13 protein-coding genes are annotated in these 15,354 nt (G+C 62.5%); 5 read left to right on the top strand and 8 right to left on the bottom strand.

The features are described 5' to 3' along the window. Positions 1 to 205: 205 nt before the first annotated feature. The 7 genes from QN224_RS10270 to QN224_RS10240 are packed head-to-tail and all read right to left on the bottom strand — an operon-like array spanning position 206 to position 7,415. Positions 206 to 1,645, bottom strand: coding sequence for an NADH-quinone oxidoreductase subunit N (locus QN224_RS10270; RefSeq protein ID WP_283976559.1), 1,440 nt, complete (start codon positions 1,643 to 1,645; stop codon positions 206 to 208). Next, positions 1,642 to 3,117: an NADH-quinone oxidoreductase subunit M gene (locus tag QN224_RS10265; RefSeq protein ID WP_283976558.1), complete on the bottom strand. Its 1,476-nt coding sequence runs from the start codon at positions 3,115 to 3,117 to the stop codon at positions 1,642 to 1,644. Before QN224_RS10265 ends, QN224_RS10270 begins: the two co-directional genes overlap by 4 nt. An 8-nt stretch (positions 3,118 to 3,125) precedes the next feature. Continuing rightward, positions 3,126 to 4,901, bottom strand: a complete 1,776-nt coding sequence (locus QN224_RS10260) for a Na(+)/H(+) antiporter subunit D (protein ID WP_283976557.1) — start codon at positions 4,899 to 4,901, stop codon at positions 3,126 to 3,128. Next, the gene (locus QN224_RS10255; RefSeq protein WP_283976556.1) at positions 4,894 to 5,148 is read right to left on the bottom strand and encodes a hypothetical protein; all 255 of its coding nucleotides are present in this window, start codon (positions 5,146 to 5,148) and stop codon (positions 4,894 to 4,896) included. The genes QN224_RS10260 and QN224_RS10255 overlap by 8 nt, the downstream gene beginning before the upstream one ends. Then, positions 5,145 to 6,608, bottom strand: a complete 1,464-nt coding sequence (locus tag QN224_RS10250; RefSeq protein ID WP_283976555.1) for a monovalent cation/H+ antiporter subunit D family protein — start codon at positions 6,606 to 6,608, stop codon at positions 5,145 to 5,147. Before QN224_RS10250 ends, QN224_RS10255 begins: the two co-directional genes overlap by 4 nt. 4 nt (positions 6,609 to 6,612) lie before the next feature. After that, positions 6,613 to 6,915: an NADH-quinone oxidoreductase subunit NuoK gene (gene nuoK / locus QN224_RS10245; RefSeq protein ID WP_173512065.1), complete on the bottom strand. Its 303-nt coding sequence runs from the start codon at positions 6,913 to 6,915 to the stop codon at positions 6,613 to 6,615. After that, positions 6,915 to 7,415, bottom strand: a complete 501-nt coding sequence (locus QN224_RS10240) for an NADH-quinone oxidoreductase subunit J (protein WP_283976554.1) — start codon at positions 7,413 to 7,415, stop codon at positions 6,915 to 6,917. The genes nuoK and QN224_RS10240 overlap by 1 nt, the downstream gene beginning before the upstream one ends. Before the next feature lie 738 nt (positions 7,416 to 8,153). Between QN224_RS10240 and QN224_RS10235 the strand changes: the two genes are divergently transcribed. Then, the gene (locus QN224_RS10235; RefSeq protein ID WP_283976553.1) at positions 8,154 to 9,317 is read left to right on the top strand and encodes a DUF445 domain-containing protein; all 1,164 of its coding nucleotides are present in this window, start codon (positions 8,154 to 8,156) and stop codon (positions 9,315 to 9,317) included. A 74-nt stretch (positions 9,318 to 9,391) separates the two neighbouring features. On the opposite strand, the gene QN224_RS10230 is transcribed toward QN224_RS10235, so the two are convergent. After that, entirely contained in the window at positions 9,392 to 10,492 is a 1,101-nt protein-coding gene (locus tag QN224_RS10230; protein WP_283976552.1) for a LacI family DNA-binding transcriptional regulator, read from the bottom strand. Between the two features lie 160 nt (positions 10,493 to 10,652). Between QN224_RS10230 and QN224_RS10225 the strand changes: the two genes are divergently transcribed. The 4 genes from QN224_RS10225 to QN224_RS10210 all read left to right on the top strand — a co-directional run bounded on the left by QN224_RS10225 (position 10,653) and on the right by QN224_RS10210 (position 15,333). Further along, on the top strand, positions 10,653 to 11,636 hold the full coding sequence (locus tag QN224_RS10225; RefSeq protein ID WP_283976551.1) for an ABC transporter substrate-binding protein: 984 nt from the start codon (positions 10,653 to 10,655) through the stop codon (positions 11,634 to 11,636). A gap of 175 nt (positions 11,637 to 11,811) precedes the next feature. Further along, entirely contained in the window at positions 11,812 to 13,305 is a 1,494-nt protein-coding gene (locus QN224_RS10220; RefSeq protein ID WP_283976550.1) for a sugar ABC transporter ATP-binding protein, read from the top strand. Position 13,306: 1 nt separating this feature from the next. Continuing rightward, complete coding sequence (locus QN224_RS10215) at positions 13,307 to 14,311, top strand: ABC transporter permease (protein ID WP_283976549.1); 1,005 nt, start codon at positions 13,307 to 13,309, stop codon at positions 14,309 to 14,311. A 29-nt stretch (positions 14,312 to 14,340) separates the two neighbouring features. Beyond that, entirely contained in the window at positions 14,341 to 15,333 is a 993-nt protein-coding gene (locus tag QN224_RS10210; RefSeq protein WP_283976548.1) for an ABC transporter permease, read from the top strand. Positions 15,334 to 15,354 lie beyond the last annotated feature (21 nt).

Raw genomic sequence — 15,354 nt, 5'->3', positions numbered from 1 at the left:
GCAAAGGACGCTGTAGCACTTTGAATGCTGCATGTTTTACTCTTAAACCGGCTAGGGTTTAAGGAAACATGCAGTAGGGCTTTGCTCGCGCCGAGACCGATCCAGTTCGGGACCGGTGATGCGGTCGCCCGGAAAGCCGACTTGGGCAATCCTTCCTTGACCAGTCAGTCTATTCCGCCGGGCGGATCATTGCAAATCCAATCGATTAGCCGCCGAAGACCGAGCGCTGAGCAAGCCCCAGAAACCACGCCGGAAACAGGCCGATGCCGATGGTGCCGGCGGCGGTGAAGGCGAGCGTGGCGCGGACCAGGGGCGTCAACGCCGGTTCGAACGTTCTCTCCGGCTCGCGCATGTAGATCACCATGACAATGCGGATGTAAAAGTAGGCGGCGACGGCACTCAGCAACACGGCAATCACCGCCAGCAAGACGAAACCTTGCTCGACAAGTGCTACCAGCACGTAGAACTTGGCAAAGAATCCGGCCGTCGGCGGAATGCCGGCCAGCGAGAACAGAAAGAGCAGCATCAGAAACGCCAGACCGGGATGCGACTTGGCGAAACCCGCGTAATCTTCGATGACCTCGCCCGAGAAATCGCCGTTCCGCATCATGATGACGGTGCCGAAGATGCCGAGGTTCATGAAAGCGTAGATCAGCAGATAGAACATCACGCTGGCGATGCCGTCCTGACCGCCGGCCACCACGCCGAGGATGGCGAAGCCGGCATGGGCGATGCTCGAATAGGCGAGGACGCGCTTGAAATTATCCTGCACCAGCGCCACGAAACTGCCGAGCGCCATTGTCACCACCGCAATCACCGCGACGATGATCCAAACTTCCGAGGCTGCGACCAGAGGGTTGAGGAACACGCGCAGGATCACCGCAAAGCCCGCCGCCTTGGGGCCGACCGACATGAAGGCGGTGATCGTCGTCGGCGCGCCTTCATAGACGTCCGGCACCCACATATGGAACGGCACCGCGCCGACCTTGAAGACCAGCCCGGCAACGATGAAGACCACCGCCAGCAACAATCCCGGATCGAGTGGATCGCCGCTCACCGCCGCAGCCATCGCGTCCAGTTGTGTGGTGCCGGTAAGGCCATAGACCAGCGAAACGCCGTAAAGAAAGATCCCGGTCGAGGCAGCGCCAAGGATGACGTATTTCAGCGCCGCTTCGTTGGACCGCCGCTCTCCCCGCAGAAAGCCGGTCAGTACATAGGTGCAGAGCACCATCAGTTCGAGGCCTACATAGATCGACAGGAGATCGGTCGCCGAGGCTAGGATCATCATGCCCGAAAGTGCGAAGAGCAGCAGGACGTAATATTCGCTGCTCCCGATCCCTTCTATGTCGGCATATTTTCGCGAAAGCAGGAATGTGAGGACGGTCGCAAGGTAGAACACGAACTTGAAGAAGACCGCGAAGCGGTCGGCGATGAACATGCCCGTGTAGGCGGGCCGCACTTCGCCCGCCAGCATGAGTGTCAGCAAGGCGGCAATCAGCACCACCGCCACGGAAGCCCAGACATGGAAAAATTCCTGCCCCTTCGGCACAAGCTGTCCAACGATCAGCAGGATGCAGGCCCCGGTGACCACGGCGATCTCGGGCAGGCTTGCCAGAACCGACTGGAAAAGCTCAGCGGCGGTCATTGGCCGCTCTCTCTGTCATGCACCTGCGTCAGCAGATGTTTCACCGAGGCGTCCATGACGTCGAGAAAGGGCTTTGGATAGAGCCCGACCCAAAGCACGAAGACGGCCAGCGGTAGGATCGCAGTGATCTCGCGACCGTTCACGTCGCGTATCTTGAATTGGGCGCGGGCGCTGACCGGACCAAGCGCGACCTTCCTGTACATGCCGAGCAGGTAGGCTGCGCCCAGCAATGCGCCCAGGACGGCGGCAGCGCCGACGGCGAGGTTTGCCGCAAACCCGCCCGACAGCACGAGCAACTCGCCCACGAACGAATTCGTTCCCGGTAGCGCCATCGACGACAGCGTGAATAACGCAAGGAACGCGGTATAGACCGGCGCCACCTTCATCAGCCCGCCATAGTCGGCGATGCTTCGGGTATGGGTCCGTTCGTAGATCAGGCCGACGAACAGGAAAAGGGCGCCCGTCGTCACGCCGTGATTGAACATCTGCAGGATGCCGCCTTCGAGCCCGCGGAGGTTCAGCGCAAAGATGCCCATGGTGACAAAGCCCATGTGGCTGATGCTCGAATAGGCCACCAGTTTCTTCAGATCGTCCTGCGCCAGCGCGAGAAACCCGCCATAAACGATCGCAAGCGCCGAAAGCGCCAGCATCAGCGTCGAATAATACACCGACGCCTCCGGTAGCATCGGCAGCGAGAACCGCAGGAACCCGTAGGCGCCCATCTTCAGGAGCACGCCGGCAAGAATGATGCTGCCCGCCGTCGGCGCCTGCACATGGGCGTCCGGCAGCCAGGTATGGACCGGAACCATGGGTACCTTGACCGCAAAAGCGATGAGGAAGGCGAAGAACAGCCAGGACTGAACCTGGAACGGCAGATCCTGCGCTGTCAGAGCGAGGATGTCGAAGGTCTCGCCGCCCTGGAAATAGAGAACAATGACGCCGACCAGGAACAGGAGGCTGCCCGCCAGCGTGTAAAGGAAGAACTTGAACGCCGCATAGACCCGACCGTCGCCGCCCCAGACACCGATGATCAGATACATCGGGATCAGCATCGCCTCCCAGAAGACATAGAACAGGAAAAGGTCGAGCGCGCAGAATACCCCCAGCATCAGCGCCTGCATGGCAAGCAGACTGATCATGAACTCCTTCACCTTGCGGTCGATAGCGACCCATGAGGCAAGCACGCAGATCCAGCCCAACAGCGCGGTCAGGAACACGAAAAGCGCGCTGATCCCGTCGACGCCGAGCGCATAGGTGATGCCGAGCGCGGGCACCCACGGGCGCCTCTCGGTGAACTGCATCTCGTGCGTCGTGGTGTCGAAGCCGGCAAGCATCACGATCGAGAGAGCGAAATCGAGAACGGTGAAACCGAGCGCCGTCCACCGGACCGCATCGTCGTTGCGCAGAAACATCAGGAGCGCCGCCCCGACGGCCGGCATGAAGACGATGAGGCTGAGCAGTGGGACCGTCATCGCACCCCCTATTGCCACGCAACGGCGAATATGGCCGTAGCCGCGATCACACCGGCGATCATCGCCAGCGCGTAATGTGTCACGACGCCGGTCTGGAGGCGCCGCAACGTCCCGCCGCCATTGAGGATCGCGCGGGCGACGCCATTCACCACGGCATCCACGGCGTTGAGATCGACCCGCAGCCCCGCCCGCGCGGTCCCATGCAGGAAGGGCAGCGCCGCGGTCTCGGACACGTTGCTGACCGCCTTCTCGTAGCGGGCCAGCGGTTTTTCGGCGAGCCACATGAAGGTTCGCGCGCCCTTGCGGTAGAACCAGTCGGTGTCGATGCTGATCGTGTTCTCCGGATCGAGCGCCCTGAGGAACAACACAAAACCCAGTGCGGTGAACATCAGCACGCCGAGGCTCTCGGTGATATGAACGCCGGTATAGGGTTCGAAGTCGACCGGATAGGGAAGAAGCGCGTAAAGCGGCTGAGGGAAAACCCCGATCGCGATACAGAGTGCGGCCGCCATGCCCATCGCAACCAGCATGTTTCCGGGCGGCTCCCGCGCCTCCAGCTTCCGGTCCGTGCCGAAGAACATATAGTATGGGAGCTTGAGCCCCGTGTGCAGGAACGTCCCGGACGACGCCATCGTCAACGCCAGCAACACCAGCGCGCGGTGATCCTGCCCGGCAGCGGCCACCACCATCGACTTGGTGACGAAGCCCGAGAAGAACGGAAATGCCGAGATGGCAAAGGCGCCGACCATGTAGAGCGCCACCGTCAGCGGCATGCTTCTGTAGAGCCCGCCGAGCTCGGTGAGCTTGCGCCGCCCGGTGACGTGGATCACCGCGCCGGCCCCCATGAACAGGAGCCCCTTGTAGAGGATATGCGCGAAAGCATGACTGGTGGCACCGTTCACCGCCATTTCGGTCCCGATGCCGACGCCTGCCACCATGTAGCCCACCTGGCTGACGATGTGATAGGCGAGAAGCCGCCGGCTGTCGTTTTCGAGCACCGCGTAGACGACGCCGTATAGCGCCATCGCGGTGCCGAGCCAGACCAGCAGTTCGGTGCCGGGAAACGCTCGCGCCAGCACATAGACGGCGGTCTTGGTGGTGAAGGCGCTCATGAACACCGCCCCGGTGACGGTCGCCTCCGGATAGGCATCGGTGAGCCAGGCGTTGAGCGGCGGCACGGCTGCATTGAGCAGGAACCCGGCAAGAATCAGATAGGCGCCGGCGCCCATTCCTCCCCCGACTGGGCCTCCTTCTATTGGACCGAAGAGTAGCGAGCCGGTGGCGAGCCCGTGGAGAACGATGCCGCCCAGCAGGGCGACTCCGCCGGTGATATGGACCATGAGGTAGCGGAACGCGGCGCGGGTCGCGCGCTCGCCTCCCTGGGCGAAAACCAGATAGGCAGAGGCAAACGCCATGCCCTCCCAGAACAGGTAAAGGTTGAGGTAGTCGCCGGCAAACACCACGCCGAGCGCACTGCCGACATAGACGAATGCCGCCACGTGCTGGCCGGGGCGCGTCAGATGCAGCGCATAGACCATGCCGATCAGGGCCATGATGGTGAAAACGGTGGCAAAGACGATCGTCAGCCTGTCGATCTTCGCAACGAGGATTTCTTGCCCGATGAACTGCGCCGCGCCATAGCTGCCTGGTTGCACGGTGAGCACAGCAAGGATAGCCAGCACCGGGATCAGCACCAGATAGGCCTTGCGGAGCGTCCCTTTCAGGAAGGGGATCGGCACGGCGCCAAGAATGAACAGCAGGGCGGGATGGACAAAGTCAATCATAATAGCCCTCGCGCCGCATGAGGCCACCCTGATGGCCGAGGAACTTGGAAACGAAAATCAGCAGCACGCAGGAGCCGAAGCCGTAGACGGCCGACCAGCCAGGCAGGCGCTCCCACAGGTATTCGGCATGTTCGCGGGAGACGAGAAAGTCGGCGACGACGATCAGGACGAGCACCAGATAGAACAACCGGCGCCGCCGGGTCGCATGCGTCTCGTCGCCAAAGAAACCGACGATCCGCTCGATCATCTGACCACTCCTTCCGCCAAAGCGAGGAAATAGCCGGGGAAGACGCCCATCAAAACCGACAGGATGGCGGTCGCAACCAGAGGGATCGTCACCAGCGGAATTTCACGGATCGTCGCCCGGCTCTCCGGCGCCTCCGTCCCGAAAAAGGCGACGTAGCTTACCGGCAGGAAATAGGCGGCGTTCAGGACCGAACTCGCCAGCAGCACGATCAGGAACGCCACCTCCCCCGCCTGGACCGAGCCTAACGTCAGATACCACTTACTGACGAAGCCTGCGGTCGGCGGCACGCCTATCATGCTGAGCGAGGCGACGAAGAACGCCCCCATGGTCCAGGGCAGCCTGCGGCCGATGCCGGCCATATCGCTGATGTTTCGCTTGCCGGACGCGCAATAGATCGACCCGGCGCAAAAAAAGAGAGTGATCTTGGAAAACGCGTGCGCCGCGATGTGGATGATTCCGCCGACCATCGCGACGGGCGAGAGGAGCACCGCGCCCAGCACCACGTAGGAGAGCTGGCTCACCGTCGAATAGGCGAGCCGCGCCTTCAGGTCGTCCCGCGTCAGCGCGTAGACGGACGCCATCAGGATGGTGAACGAGACCAGATAGGCCGTGGCGATGCCCAGTCCCAACCCGCCAACGAGCCCCACGCCGAAGACATGGAACACCACCCGCAGCACGCAGAACACGCCCATCTTGACCACGGCGACCGCATGCAGGAGCGCGCTGACCGGTGTCGGCGCCACCATCGCGGCAGGCAGCCAGGCGTGCATCGGCATCACAGCGGCCTTGGCGAAACCGAAGAGATAGCAGAAATAGACGACCGTCAGCAGCGGGCCCGACGCATCGGCACCCGCCAGCAGCCCCCCCGCCACGAAATCGAGTGAACCCGCGATATGGTAGGTCAGCGCCAGCGCGGCAAGCAGCACGCTTTTCGATGCGCCCATCAGGTAGACGAGGTACTTGCGGCTGCCCTTCCACCCCTCTTCGTCCTCGTGATGGTAGACGAGCGGGTAGGTCACGAGGCTTAAGACCTCGTAGAAGATCACCAGCGTGAACAGATTGGCGGAGAAAGCGCCGCCGACGGCCGCCGCGAGGCTCGTGGCGAAACAGGCGAAGAATCGGGTCTGCGCGTGCTCGTTCAGGTGCCGCATGTAGCCGATCGAATAGATCGCCGCGACGATCCACAGCAGAGACGAGACGGTGGCAAACACCATGCCGAGCGCATCGACCCGGAAGGCGAAGTCGATCCCCGGCAGAATCTCGAACAGGCGCAAATCGACCGTTCCGCCTGCGAGCACCGTCGGCGCCATCGAGGCGACAATTGCGAACATGACGATCGCGGCCAGTGGCGAGACGAGATCGCGGAGTTTTTCGCGCTTGTTCAAAAGGAGAACTGCAAGGGCCGCCAGACCTGCGACGGTAACGGCAGCCAGCGGCCGGATTGATATCACCGGGTCCAAGCCGCTATCCTTTCATCACGGTCACGTCGTCGACCTTGAGGGTGGATTTGTTCCTCACGAGGGCGACCAGGATGCCGAGGGCGACGGCAACCTCCGCTGCAGTGGTTGCGATGACGAAGATCGCAAATATCTGCCCGCGGAAATCGGCGTAGTAGCGCCCGAAAGCGATGAAATTGATATTGACCGAGTTGAGCAGCAGCTCCAGCGACATCAGCACGATCAGGATATTACGCCTGACCAGCACGCCCGCCGCTCCGATCACGAACAGGACCACCCCGAGCAAAACATACCACCAGAGCGGAACCATCACCCCGACTCCTTCCGCGCCAGCATGATGGCGCCAACGAGCGCCGCCAGAAGGATGACGGAGGCGACTTCAAACGGCAGGAGATAGTCGGCGAAGAGTGTCGTGCTGAGTTCTCTGATCTGATCGCCGCCTCGCGCGGCAACGGGCTCTGTGGCCGAAAAGCGGTCGCTCCAGAGCACCAGCACGAGCATTTCTATCCCGAGCAGGACGAGCAACACCAGAGCCGGCAGGTTTCCGCCCGGCAAAAACCTCTGCAGCACTGCTTCGCGCACGTCGATCATCATGATCACGAACAGGAACAGGACCATGATCGCGCCGACGTAGACGAAAATCTGGATGACGGCGAGCAACGGCGCCCCAAGCAGGACGAAGAGCGCCGAGATTTGCAGGAAACAGGTCATCAGTGCCAACGCGCTGTGGACCGGATTGCGCGCGAGAACCACAGTCAGGGCCGTGATCACGGACACCGCAGCGAACAGAAGAAAGAACCCCTGGTCCATCGACGCCGACCCTCCGACGCGAACTGTCGCCCGGCGCGAGACGGCCGGATTTTAGATAGCGCCGCACCCACAAATTGTGCCCTAGTATCGGATGTTCCACAAGATTATTCATCGGCGGTGTCGACGGTCCGCCTGATCAGCGACACCGACGTTGCCGCGGCGTCGCTGCGTTCCTCGGCGACGATCAGGCATGAAGCGCGCCGAACTCGCCTGTCATGCCTGATCGACTCGAACAGTATCAGTTGGTGTGGGCGGTCGGTGTCGGCCGAACGCATAGAAGACCAAAGCCGAGGCGGATCCAAGAACGCGTCCCCTCAGGAGTTGCAGGACACCGATCCCGGCCAGAGTCGAAGCCAGCATAGGGCTCCGCAGGAGCGACCTTTGCGCGTCTGAAAGGACGCGCGGCGCTGTAGGGTGACCAACACGGACGGATCGGAGTATCGTCGGATACTCACGCTTGGCCGGGCGGCAGCGCCCGCCCGAACAACATGCATCATAGCAGCTCTTGCCATGCTTTTTGATTGGGCGGTCGTCGAGCGTTGAAAGATTTTCCCCGCGACGACCCAAAAGACGCGTCAATGCAAAAGAGGTTGAGCCATGGCCCCTGATCGTATTCGATCACTTGACACCCCAACCCCATCCTCCTCTCCCGGCACTATTCCGCCGCTCCGTGCCGAAGATGCCCTGCGACGTCGGCTGAAACGCAATCGCGCCCTGGCGACATCCCTTCTCATCGGCATGGGCGCCGTCTTCGTTGGAACACACTTCATCGCCGATCCCGGCTTCTCGATCGGACTGCTGCGCGCAACGAGCGAAGCCGGAATCGTAGGCGGTCTTGCCGACTGGTTCGCAGTGACCGCGCTCTTTCGGCACCCGCTGGGCCTCCCCATTCCGCACACGGCTATTGTGCCTAAGAGCAAGGATCGCATCGGACAGACCCTGGGCCGTTTCATCGAACGTCACTTCTTTACCCAGGAGGTGCTGATAAAGAAGTTGCGGAACGCTCACGCCGCGCAGCGTTTTGCGACCTGGCTCTCGGCCCCGGCGACTGCACCGGTTATCGCCAATGCTGTCGTCGCCGCGATGCCATATCTCGTTCGCTCACTGGACAGCCACGATCTGCGCGAGTTCGTCCGCCGGACCCTGGGCAAGCAGATTCGGCAAGCCGACATCGCGCCGGTGATAGGACGCGCGATTCACATGATTACCGAAAGCGGCGAGGCGGATGTCCTGTTCGAGCGCACCCTTGGTGTTGCCGCCCGATGGTTGGAAGAGAACCGCAACCAGATCTATTCCCTCGTTCAACAACGCAGTCGCTGGTGGATACCGCGGACCATTAACCGAAAAATTGCCGACGCAATCATCACCGGTTGTGCCGATCTCCTCAACGATTTGCGGGAGCCGGAGAGCGAGGTCCGGCTGAAATTTCGCCAGGCACTCGCCGGGTTGATCGATGAGCTCCTCAACTCCGCGGAGCAGCGCAAGCAAATCAACGCTTTCAAGAATCGTATCCTCGAGCATCCGGATGTTAAGGCATGGGTTGCGGCGGTGTGGCGCGAAACATCACGGGTGACGCTTGAGGATCTGTCGCAGCCAAACTCAAAAGCACGCGCAGCCGTTGAGAAAATCTGCATGCTCATCGGCAGGACCCTTGCGAACGACAAGGCGATGTTGAGACATATCGATGCGTTTCTGGAGGAACTTGCGGTCTACCTCGTCTCCTGGCGTCATGAGATTGGCACGTTCGTGGCAGAGGTGGTCAGAAGCTGGGACAGCCCGACGCTCGTCGAGCGCCTGGAACCGGTCGTCGGCAGCGATCTCCAGTACATCCGCATGAACGGTACGATCGTGGGCGCCCTGGCTGGCGGCCTCATCTTCCTCGGCTCCCAGTTGATCGGTTGACGGCATGCGGGATGCCCGCGCGGAAAAGCACCAGCGCTCACTGTAGTCAATTGAGGAACGGCCGCCGACAGCCATCATCGTGACCGACGCAGCGCAGCCACGCCGGAGATCGTCGCGGTCGTTCCCCGCTGGACCAACGGCCCGTCGACCTTGATCGTCATCGGGCGCGGCCTCTTACCGTGGATCGCCATGTCGATCAGGATCTCAGCCGCCTTCTGGCCCATTTCGTAGTTCGGCAGCACCAGTGTCGAAAGCGGCGGATGGGTGTAGCGCGCGAGTTCCTGATCGTCATAGCCCATCACCGACAGGTCCTCCGGCACGCGCAGCCCGCGCTCCGAGGCTGCTTCGAGCACTCCGATCGCCATCAGGTCGTTGCCGCAGAAGATCGCGGTTGGCGGATTGTCCATCGCAAGCAGGTCGAGGCCTGCCTCGTAGCCGCGCAATGGCAGCCAGTCGCCATCGCGCACCAATGTCTCGTCGAAGGCGATGTCGGCGGTGGCGAGCGCCTGCTTGTAGCCTTTGAGGCGGTCGATCGCCGCGTCCATCCACGGCTCGCCGTTGATAAAGCCGATGCGTCGATGGCCGAGGGACGTCAGATGCGCGGTTGCGGCGAAGCCGCCGGCGACCTCTCCCGGCACGATCGCCATATGCTGGCGCGGCTCGGCATAACAATTCAACAGCACCGTCGGAATATCCGCCAGTTCGCGCGGGACGCTCACCCGGCGGGTGAAGATGGTCGCGTAGATGACGCCGGCGATTGCCGGATCGCGCAAGACGGCGCGCAGCACCGCGCTTTCAAGATCGGGGTTGGAGCGGGTCGCATGGGCAGAGACGAGCAGCCCCTGCTCGAAGGCATAGTCGCGAATGCCGTCAAGGCTGACGACCGGATGCGGGCTGGTCGATATCTCGTCGACAATGAAGGCGATCGTGTCCTTCTCGATCGCCGGTGCCCGGGCGAGGTCCTGACGTGTGTTCGGCAATCGGTAGCCGATCTTCTGCGCGGCTTCGCGCACGCGGGTTCTCGTTTCTGCCGAGATGCGGGCACCGGACATTTCGTTCAGCACGAGGGATACGCTCGATTGCGACACGCCCGCGATGCGCGCCACGTCCGTCATAGTCGGCCGGCCGCCGCTCGTTTCTTTCGGCGACGCGTTGCGTCCGTTGCCCTTCGCCATTTCGGCCCCCTGTCGGCGCTGCAGCGCCGCATTGATTTTTGCAAGTGCTAATAACTTTAGCCTTGACTGCTAATATTATTAGCGCAAGGTTTGCCCATGTGAAGCACAAAGTGCTCGCATCCGGTAGAGGAGTACCGGCAAACCGGGAGGAGAGAACACGATGAACAGGATCTCACGTCGCGCCTTCATGCTTGCCGCCACGGCGGCCGGCGCAATCGCCGTCGCCGGCACGGTCGCCTTCGCTGAGCTGCCCAAACTCGCACAGAAGGAAACCTATAAGGTCGGCTTCGCACAAACGGAGTCCAACAATCCCTGGCGCATCGCCCAGACCAACAGCATGAAAGCGGAGGCCGAGAAGCTCGGCCATCAGCTCGTCTACACCGATGCCGCCGGATCCGCCGCCAAGCAGGTCGCCGACGTCAACTCGATGATCGCCCAGGGCGTCGACCTGATTTTCCTGGCGCCGCGCGAAGAAAAGCCGTTGATCCCGGCCGTCATGGCCGCCAAGAAGGCTGGCATCCCCGTCATTCTGCTCGACCGCAGCGTCGACCCGTCGCTTGCCAAGGCCGGTGAGGATTACGTCACCTTCATCGGCTCGGATTTCATCGAGGAAGGCAAGCGCGTCGCCGAGTGGCTGGTGAAGAATGCCAACGGCAAGTCGAAGATCATCGAGCTTGAAGGCACGACCGGCTCGTCGCCCGCCAATGACCGCAAGAAAGGCTTCGACGAAGCGATCAAGGCGGCAGGCGGCTTCGAGATCGTTGCCTCGCAGACAGGCGATTTCGCACGCGACAAGGGCAGGCAGGTCGCCGAAGCCCTGCTGCAGGCACATCCGGATGCCGACATCGTCTATGCGCACAACGACGAAATGGCGATAGGTGCGATTGCCGCAATCGAAGCGGCGGGCAAGGTCCCGGGCAAGGACGTGCTGGTCTTGTCGATCGACGGCGGCAAGGAAGCGGTTCAGGCTGTAATCGATGGGAAGATCGCTGCGGTCGTCGAGTGCAATCCGCGCTTCGGGCCCAGGGCCTTCGAGACGATGCTGCGCTATGCCAAGGGTGAGAAGATCGATCCCTGGGTCATAAACGAGGACAAGTTCTACGACTCGTCCAACGCGGCTGCCGAACTCGCCAACGCTTACTGACATCCGCCTTCCCAGGCCGGCGCGGCAACGCCGCTCCGGCCGGTGGCGAGCTGCTGCAGCGACCTTTGCGAGTCTATTCGGGCGCGCGGCGCTCTAGGCGTGGTACAATCAGCGATGCCCAGGCGCAATCATCGGCGGTCCGCGGCAGAAGACAGATCGGCATCCGGAGGGACTTATGCTTCTGTCCATGCAGGGCATTTCCAAGTCGTTCAACGGCATTCCCGCGCTGCGCTCGGCCTCTCTTGAGGTGGGCGAAGCCGAGGTGATGGCGCTTGTCGGGCAGAACGGCGCAGGCAAGTCGACACTGATCAAGATACTCACCGGCGCCTACCGGCGCGATGAGGGGACGATCGTCTTTGCCGGAGATGAGGTCGCCTTCTCCATGCCAGCGGAAAGCCAGGCCCGGGGCATCGCGACGATTTACCAGGAGATCAATCTCGCCCCGCAGCGATCCGTTGCAGAGAATATCTATCTGTCGCGCGAGCCGCGGCGCTTCGGCTTGATCGATCGCCGCACGATGCGCGAGGGTGCCGCTGCGGTGCTGCGGAACTTCAATCTGGAGATCGATGTCGACGCATCCGTCGCGCGCTTCAGCGCAGCCACCCGGCAAATGGTGGCGATCGCGCGCGCCGTCACACAAAGGGCGCGGCTGGTGATCATGGACGAGCCGACCTCGTCTCTCGATGAACGCGAAGTGGCCATTCTCTTTGATACGATCCGAACGCTGAAACGGGGCGGCGTCTCGGTCATCTTCATCGGCCATCGCCTCGACGAGCTCTACCGGATTTGCGACCGGGTCACGATCATGCGGGACGGCAAGACCGTCGCCACGAGCGCGATGGCGGACATGCCCAAGCTTGCACTGGTGCGGCACATGCTAGGGAAGGAACTTGCAGCCTTCGAAGCGATCGCCAAGGATGCAGACGAAGGCACGCGGAAGCCGGTGCGGCTGTCGGTGCAGAATGCAGGTTCCGGCGTCCGTGTCCGGGACGTCAGTCTTTCGGTTCGCGAAGGCGAGATCTCGGGACTTGCCGGCCTGCTCGGCTCCGGCCGCACCGAAACCGCCAACCTGATCTTCGGCGCCGACCGCCTGGAACGCGGCGAAATCTGCTACAACGGCCAAACGCGCTCCTATCGCCAGCCCGCGGACGCCATCGCCGACGGCATCGGGTTCGTCGCCGAGGATCGGAAGGTCGACGGCATCATCCCCGACATGAGCATCCGCGAAAACATGACGCTCGCGCTTTTGCCGAAGCTGAGCCGTGCCGGCATCATCGATCGTGCGCGCCAGGATGAAATCGTAGAACGCTACATCACTGCGCTCGGGATCAAGTGCGCCTCGCCGGACCAACCGATCAAGGAACTCTCTGGAGGCAACCAGCAGAAGGTCCTGCTTGGCCGATGGCTCTGCACCGACCCGAAGCTGCTGATCGTCGACGAACCGACCCGCGGCATCGACATCGGCGCGAAATCGGAAATCCTCCGCCTCTTGCGCCGGCTCGCCGACGAAGGCCTCGGCGTGCTGATGATTTCCTCCGAACTCGAGGAACTGCTGGCCGCGGCCGACCAGGTCACCGTTCTCAGCGACGGGACATCGGTCGCCGTACTGCCGCGCAAGGACCTAAGCGAGGCGGCGCTCTTTGCCGCCATGGCGCACCAGGTGGAATAGCATGACGACGATCGAGACACAGGCTGCCGCAGACACGGTTCCTTCCGGCAAACGTTTCTTCACACTCGCCGGACGTTACGGCACATTCGCCGCCTTCCTGGCACTGATCCTTTTCAACGTCGTCTTCACTCCGAACTTCCTGTCGCTGCAGACGCTCAACGTCAATCTCACCCAGGTTGCGACCATCGTGATCGTCGCCACCGGCATGACATTGGTGATCGCCACCGGCGGCATCGACCTCTCCGTCGGCTCCCTGATGGCAATCGCCGGTGCGCTCGCGCCGATGATTTTCATGGGAACGCTCTTTCCGATATCGAACATGCCGGTCGCCGTGGCGCTCGCGCTGGTTCTGCCGGTCGTCGTCGCGGGGCTGCTTGGTCTCTTCAATGGTTTCCTGGTGACCCGTTTCGCAATCCAGCCGATCATCGCGACCCTCGTGCTCTTTATCGCCGGCCGCGGCATCGCCCAGGTGATGACCAACGGCAACCTGCAGGTTTTCAGGAACGAAGGCTTCCAGTTCATCGCGATGGGACGCGTCGCCGGCATTCCTGCGCAGGTGATCCTCATGGCGGTGATCGCGGCGATCGCCTGGGCCGCGATCCGCTATACGGTTTTCGGGCGGCAGATCATCGCGGTCGGCGGCAACGAGAAGGCAGCCCGGCTGACCGGCATGCCCGTCCCGCGCGTCAAGCTCATCGTCTACATGATCAGCGGCGCGCTTGCCGGGGTGGCCGGGCTGATCGTCGTCGCACGCAATTCCGCGAGTGACGCGAACCTCGTCGGCCTCGGCATGGAACTCGACGCGATCGCCGCGGTCGCCGTCGGCGGCACTCTGCTGACCGGCGGCCGAGCGAATGTCATCGGTACGGTGGTCGGTGCCCTGGTGATCCAGCTGGTGCGCTACACCCTGCTTGCCAACGGCGTGCCGGACGCCGCCGCGCTGATCGTCAAAGCAGCCCTGATCGTGCTCGCGGTGTTCATTCAGCAGCGCGCCGGCAAGTCATGAAGGAGGCGAGTCGTGAAGGAGAAATGTCGATGGACGCATTCCTCAAGGCTCTAGCGCCCAGATCCTCCGGCGACATGGCCCGTCTCGGCGTCATCCTGGCGCTGTTCGGACTGATCCTGTTCGGAGCGCTGCGCTACGACAATTTCCTGTCTCAATACAACATATTGAGCTTCCTGCGTTACAATTCGATGTTTGCCCTGATCGCGCTCGGCATGGCCTTCGTCATCATGACCGGCGGCATCGATCTATCCGTCGGCGGCACGGCGGCCATGGCGAGCGTCATCGCCGCGCTTCTGTCGCCCTATCACTGGGCGGCAGGTCTCTTCGGCGGTATTGCAGCCGGCCTCGCGGTCGGCGCGCTGAACGGCTTCATCGTAACGGTCATGCGCATCCAGCCCTTTATCGCGACACTCGCAACCATGCTCGCAGCCTATGGCACCGGCTTGCTGCTTGCCGGAAACCAGTCGGTCTCAGTTTCCTACGACAGCGGCTTCACGGCGATCGGCCAGGACGATTTCCTCGGCTTTCCCATTCCGGCCTGGATCGCCCTTCTCGCTTATATCGCGGGCTGGCTGGTGCTGGAGCGTCTGCCCATCGGCCGCCACGTGCTTGCGATCGGCGACGGCGAAGCCACAGCCGCGCTGATGGGCCTCAAAGTCAGGCGAACGCTGGCCGCCGTCTATCTCGGCTCCGGCGCGCTTGCGGGGCTCGCAGGCGTCATCCTCGCCTCGCAGTTCGGCGCCGGGCAACCAACCGAGGGCGTCGGCTGGGAACTCTTCGCGATCGCCTCCGTGGTGGTCGGCGGCACGCTTCTGACCGGCGGCTCCGGCTCCGTCGGGGCAACGTTGGCGGGTGCCTTGCTGCTCGCGATGGTGTTCAACATCCTGAATTTCGAGAACGGCCTCGGGTGGATTTCGCTCTCCGCCTATTGGCAGTCCGTCATCCGGGGCGGCTTCCTGCTCATCGTCGTCGTCCTTCAGGCGCGGCTGATGTCGCGTCGCACGGGTGAGGAGAGCGTTTGAGCGGCGGCACCGGCATCAGCT

It is taken from the genome of Sinorhizobium sp. 7-81, assembly GCF_030124405.1.
Taxonomy (GTDB): domain Bacteria; phylum Pseudomonadota; class Alphaproteobacteria; order Rhizobiales; family Rhizobiaceae; genus Sinorhizobium; species Sinorhizobium psoraleae.
This window is presented reverse-complemented; position numbering and strand designations above follow the sequence as displayed.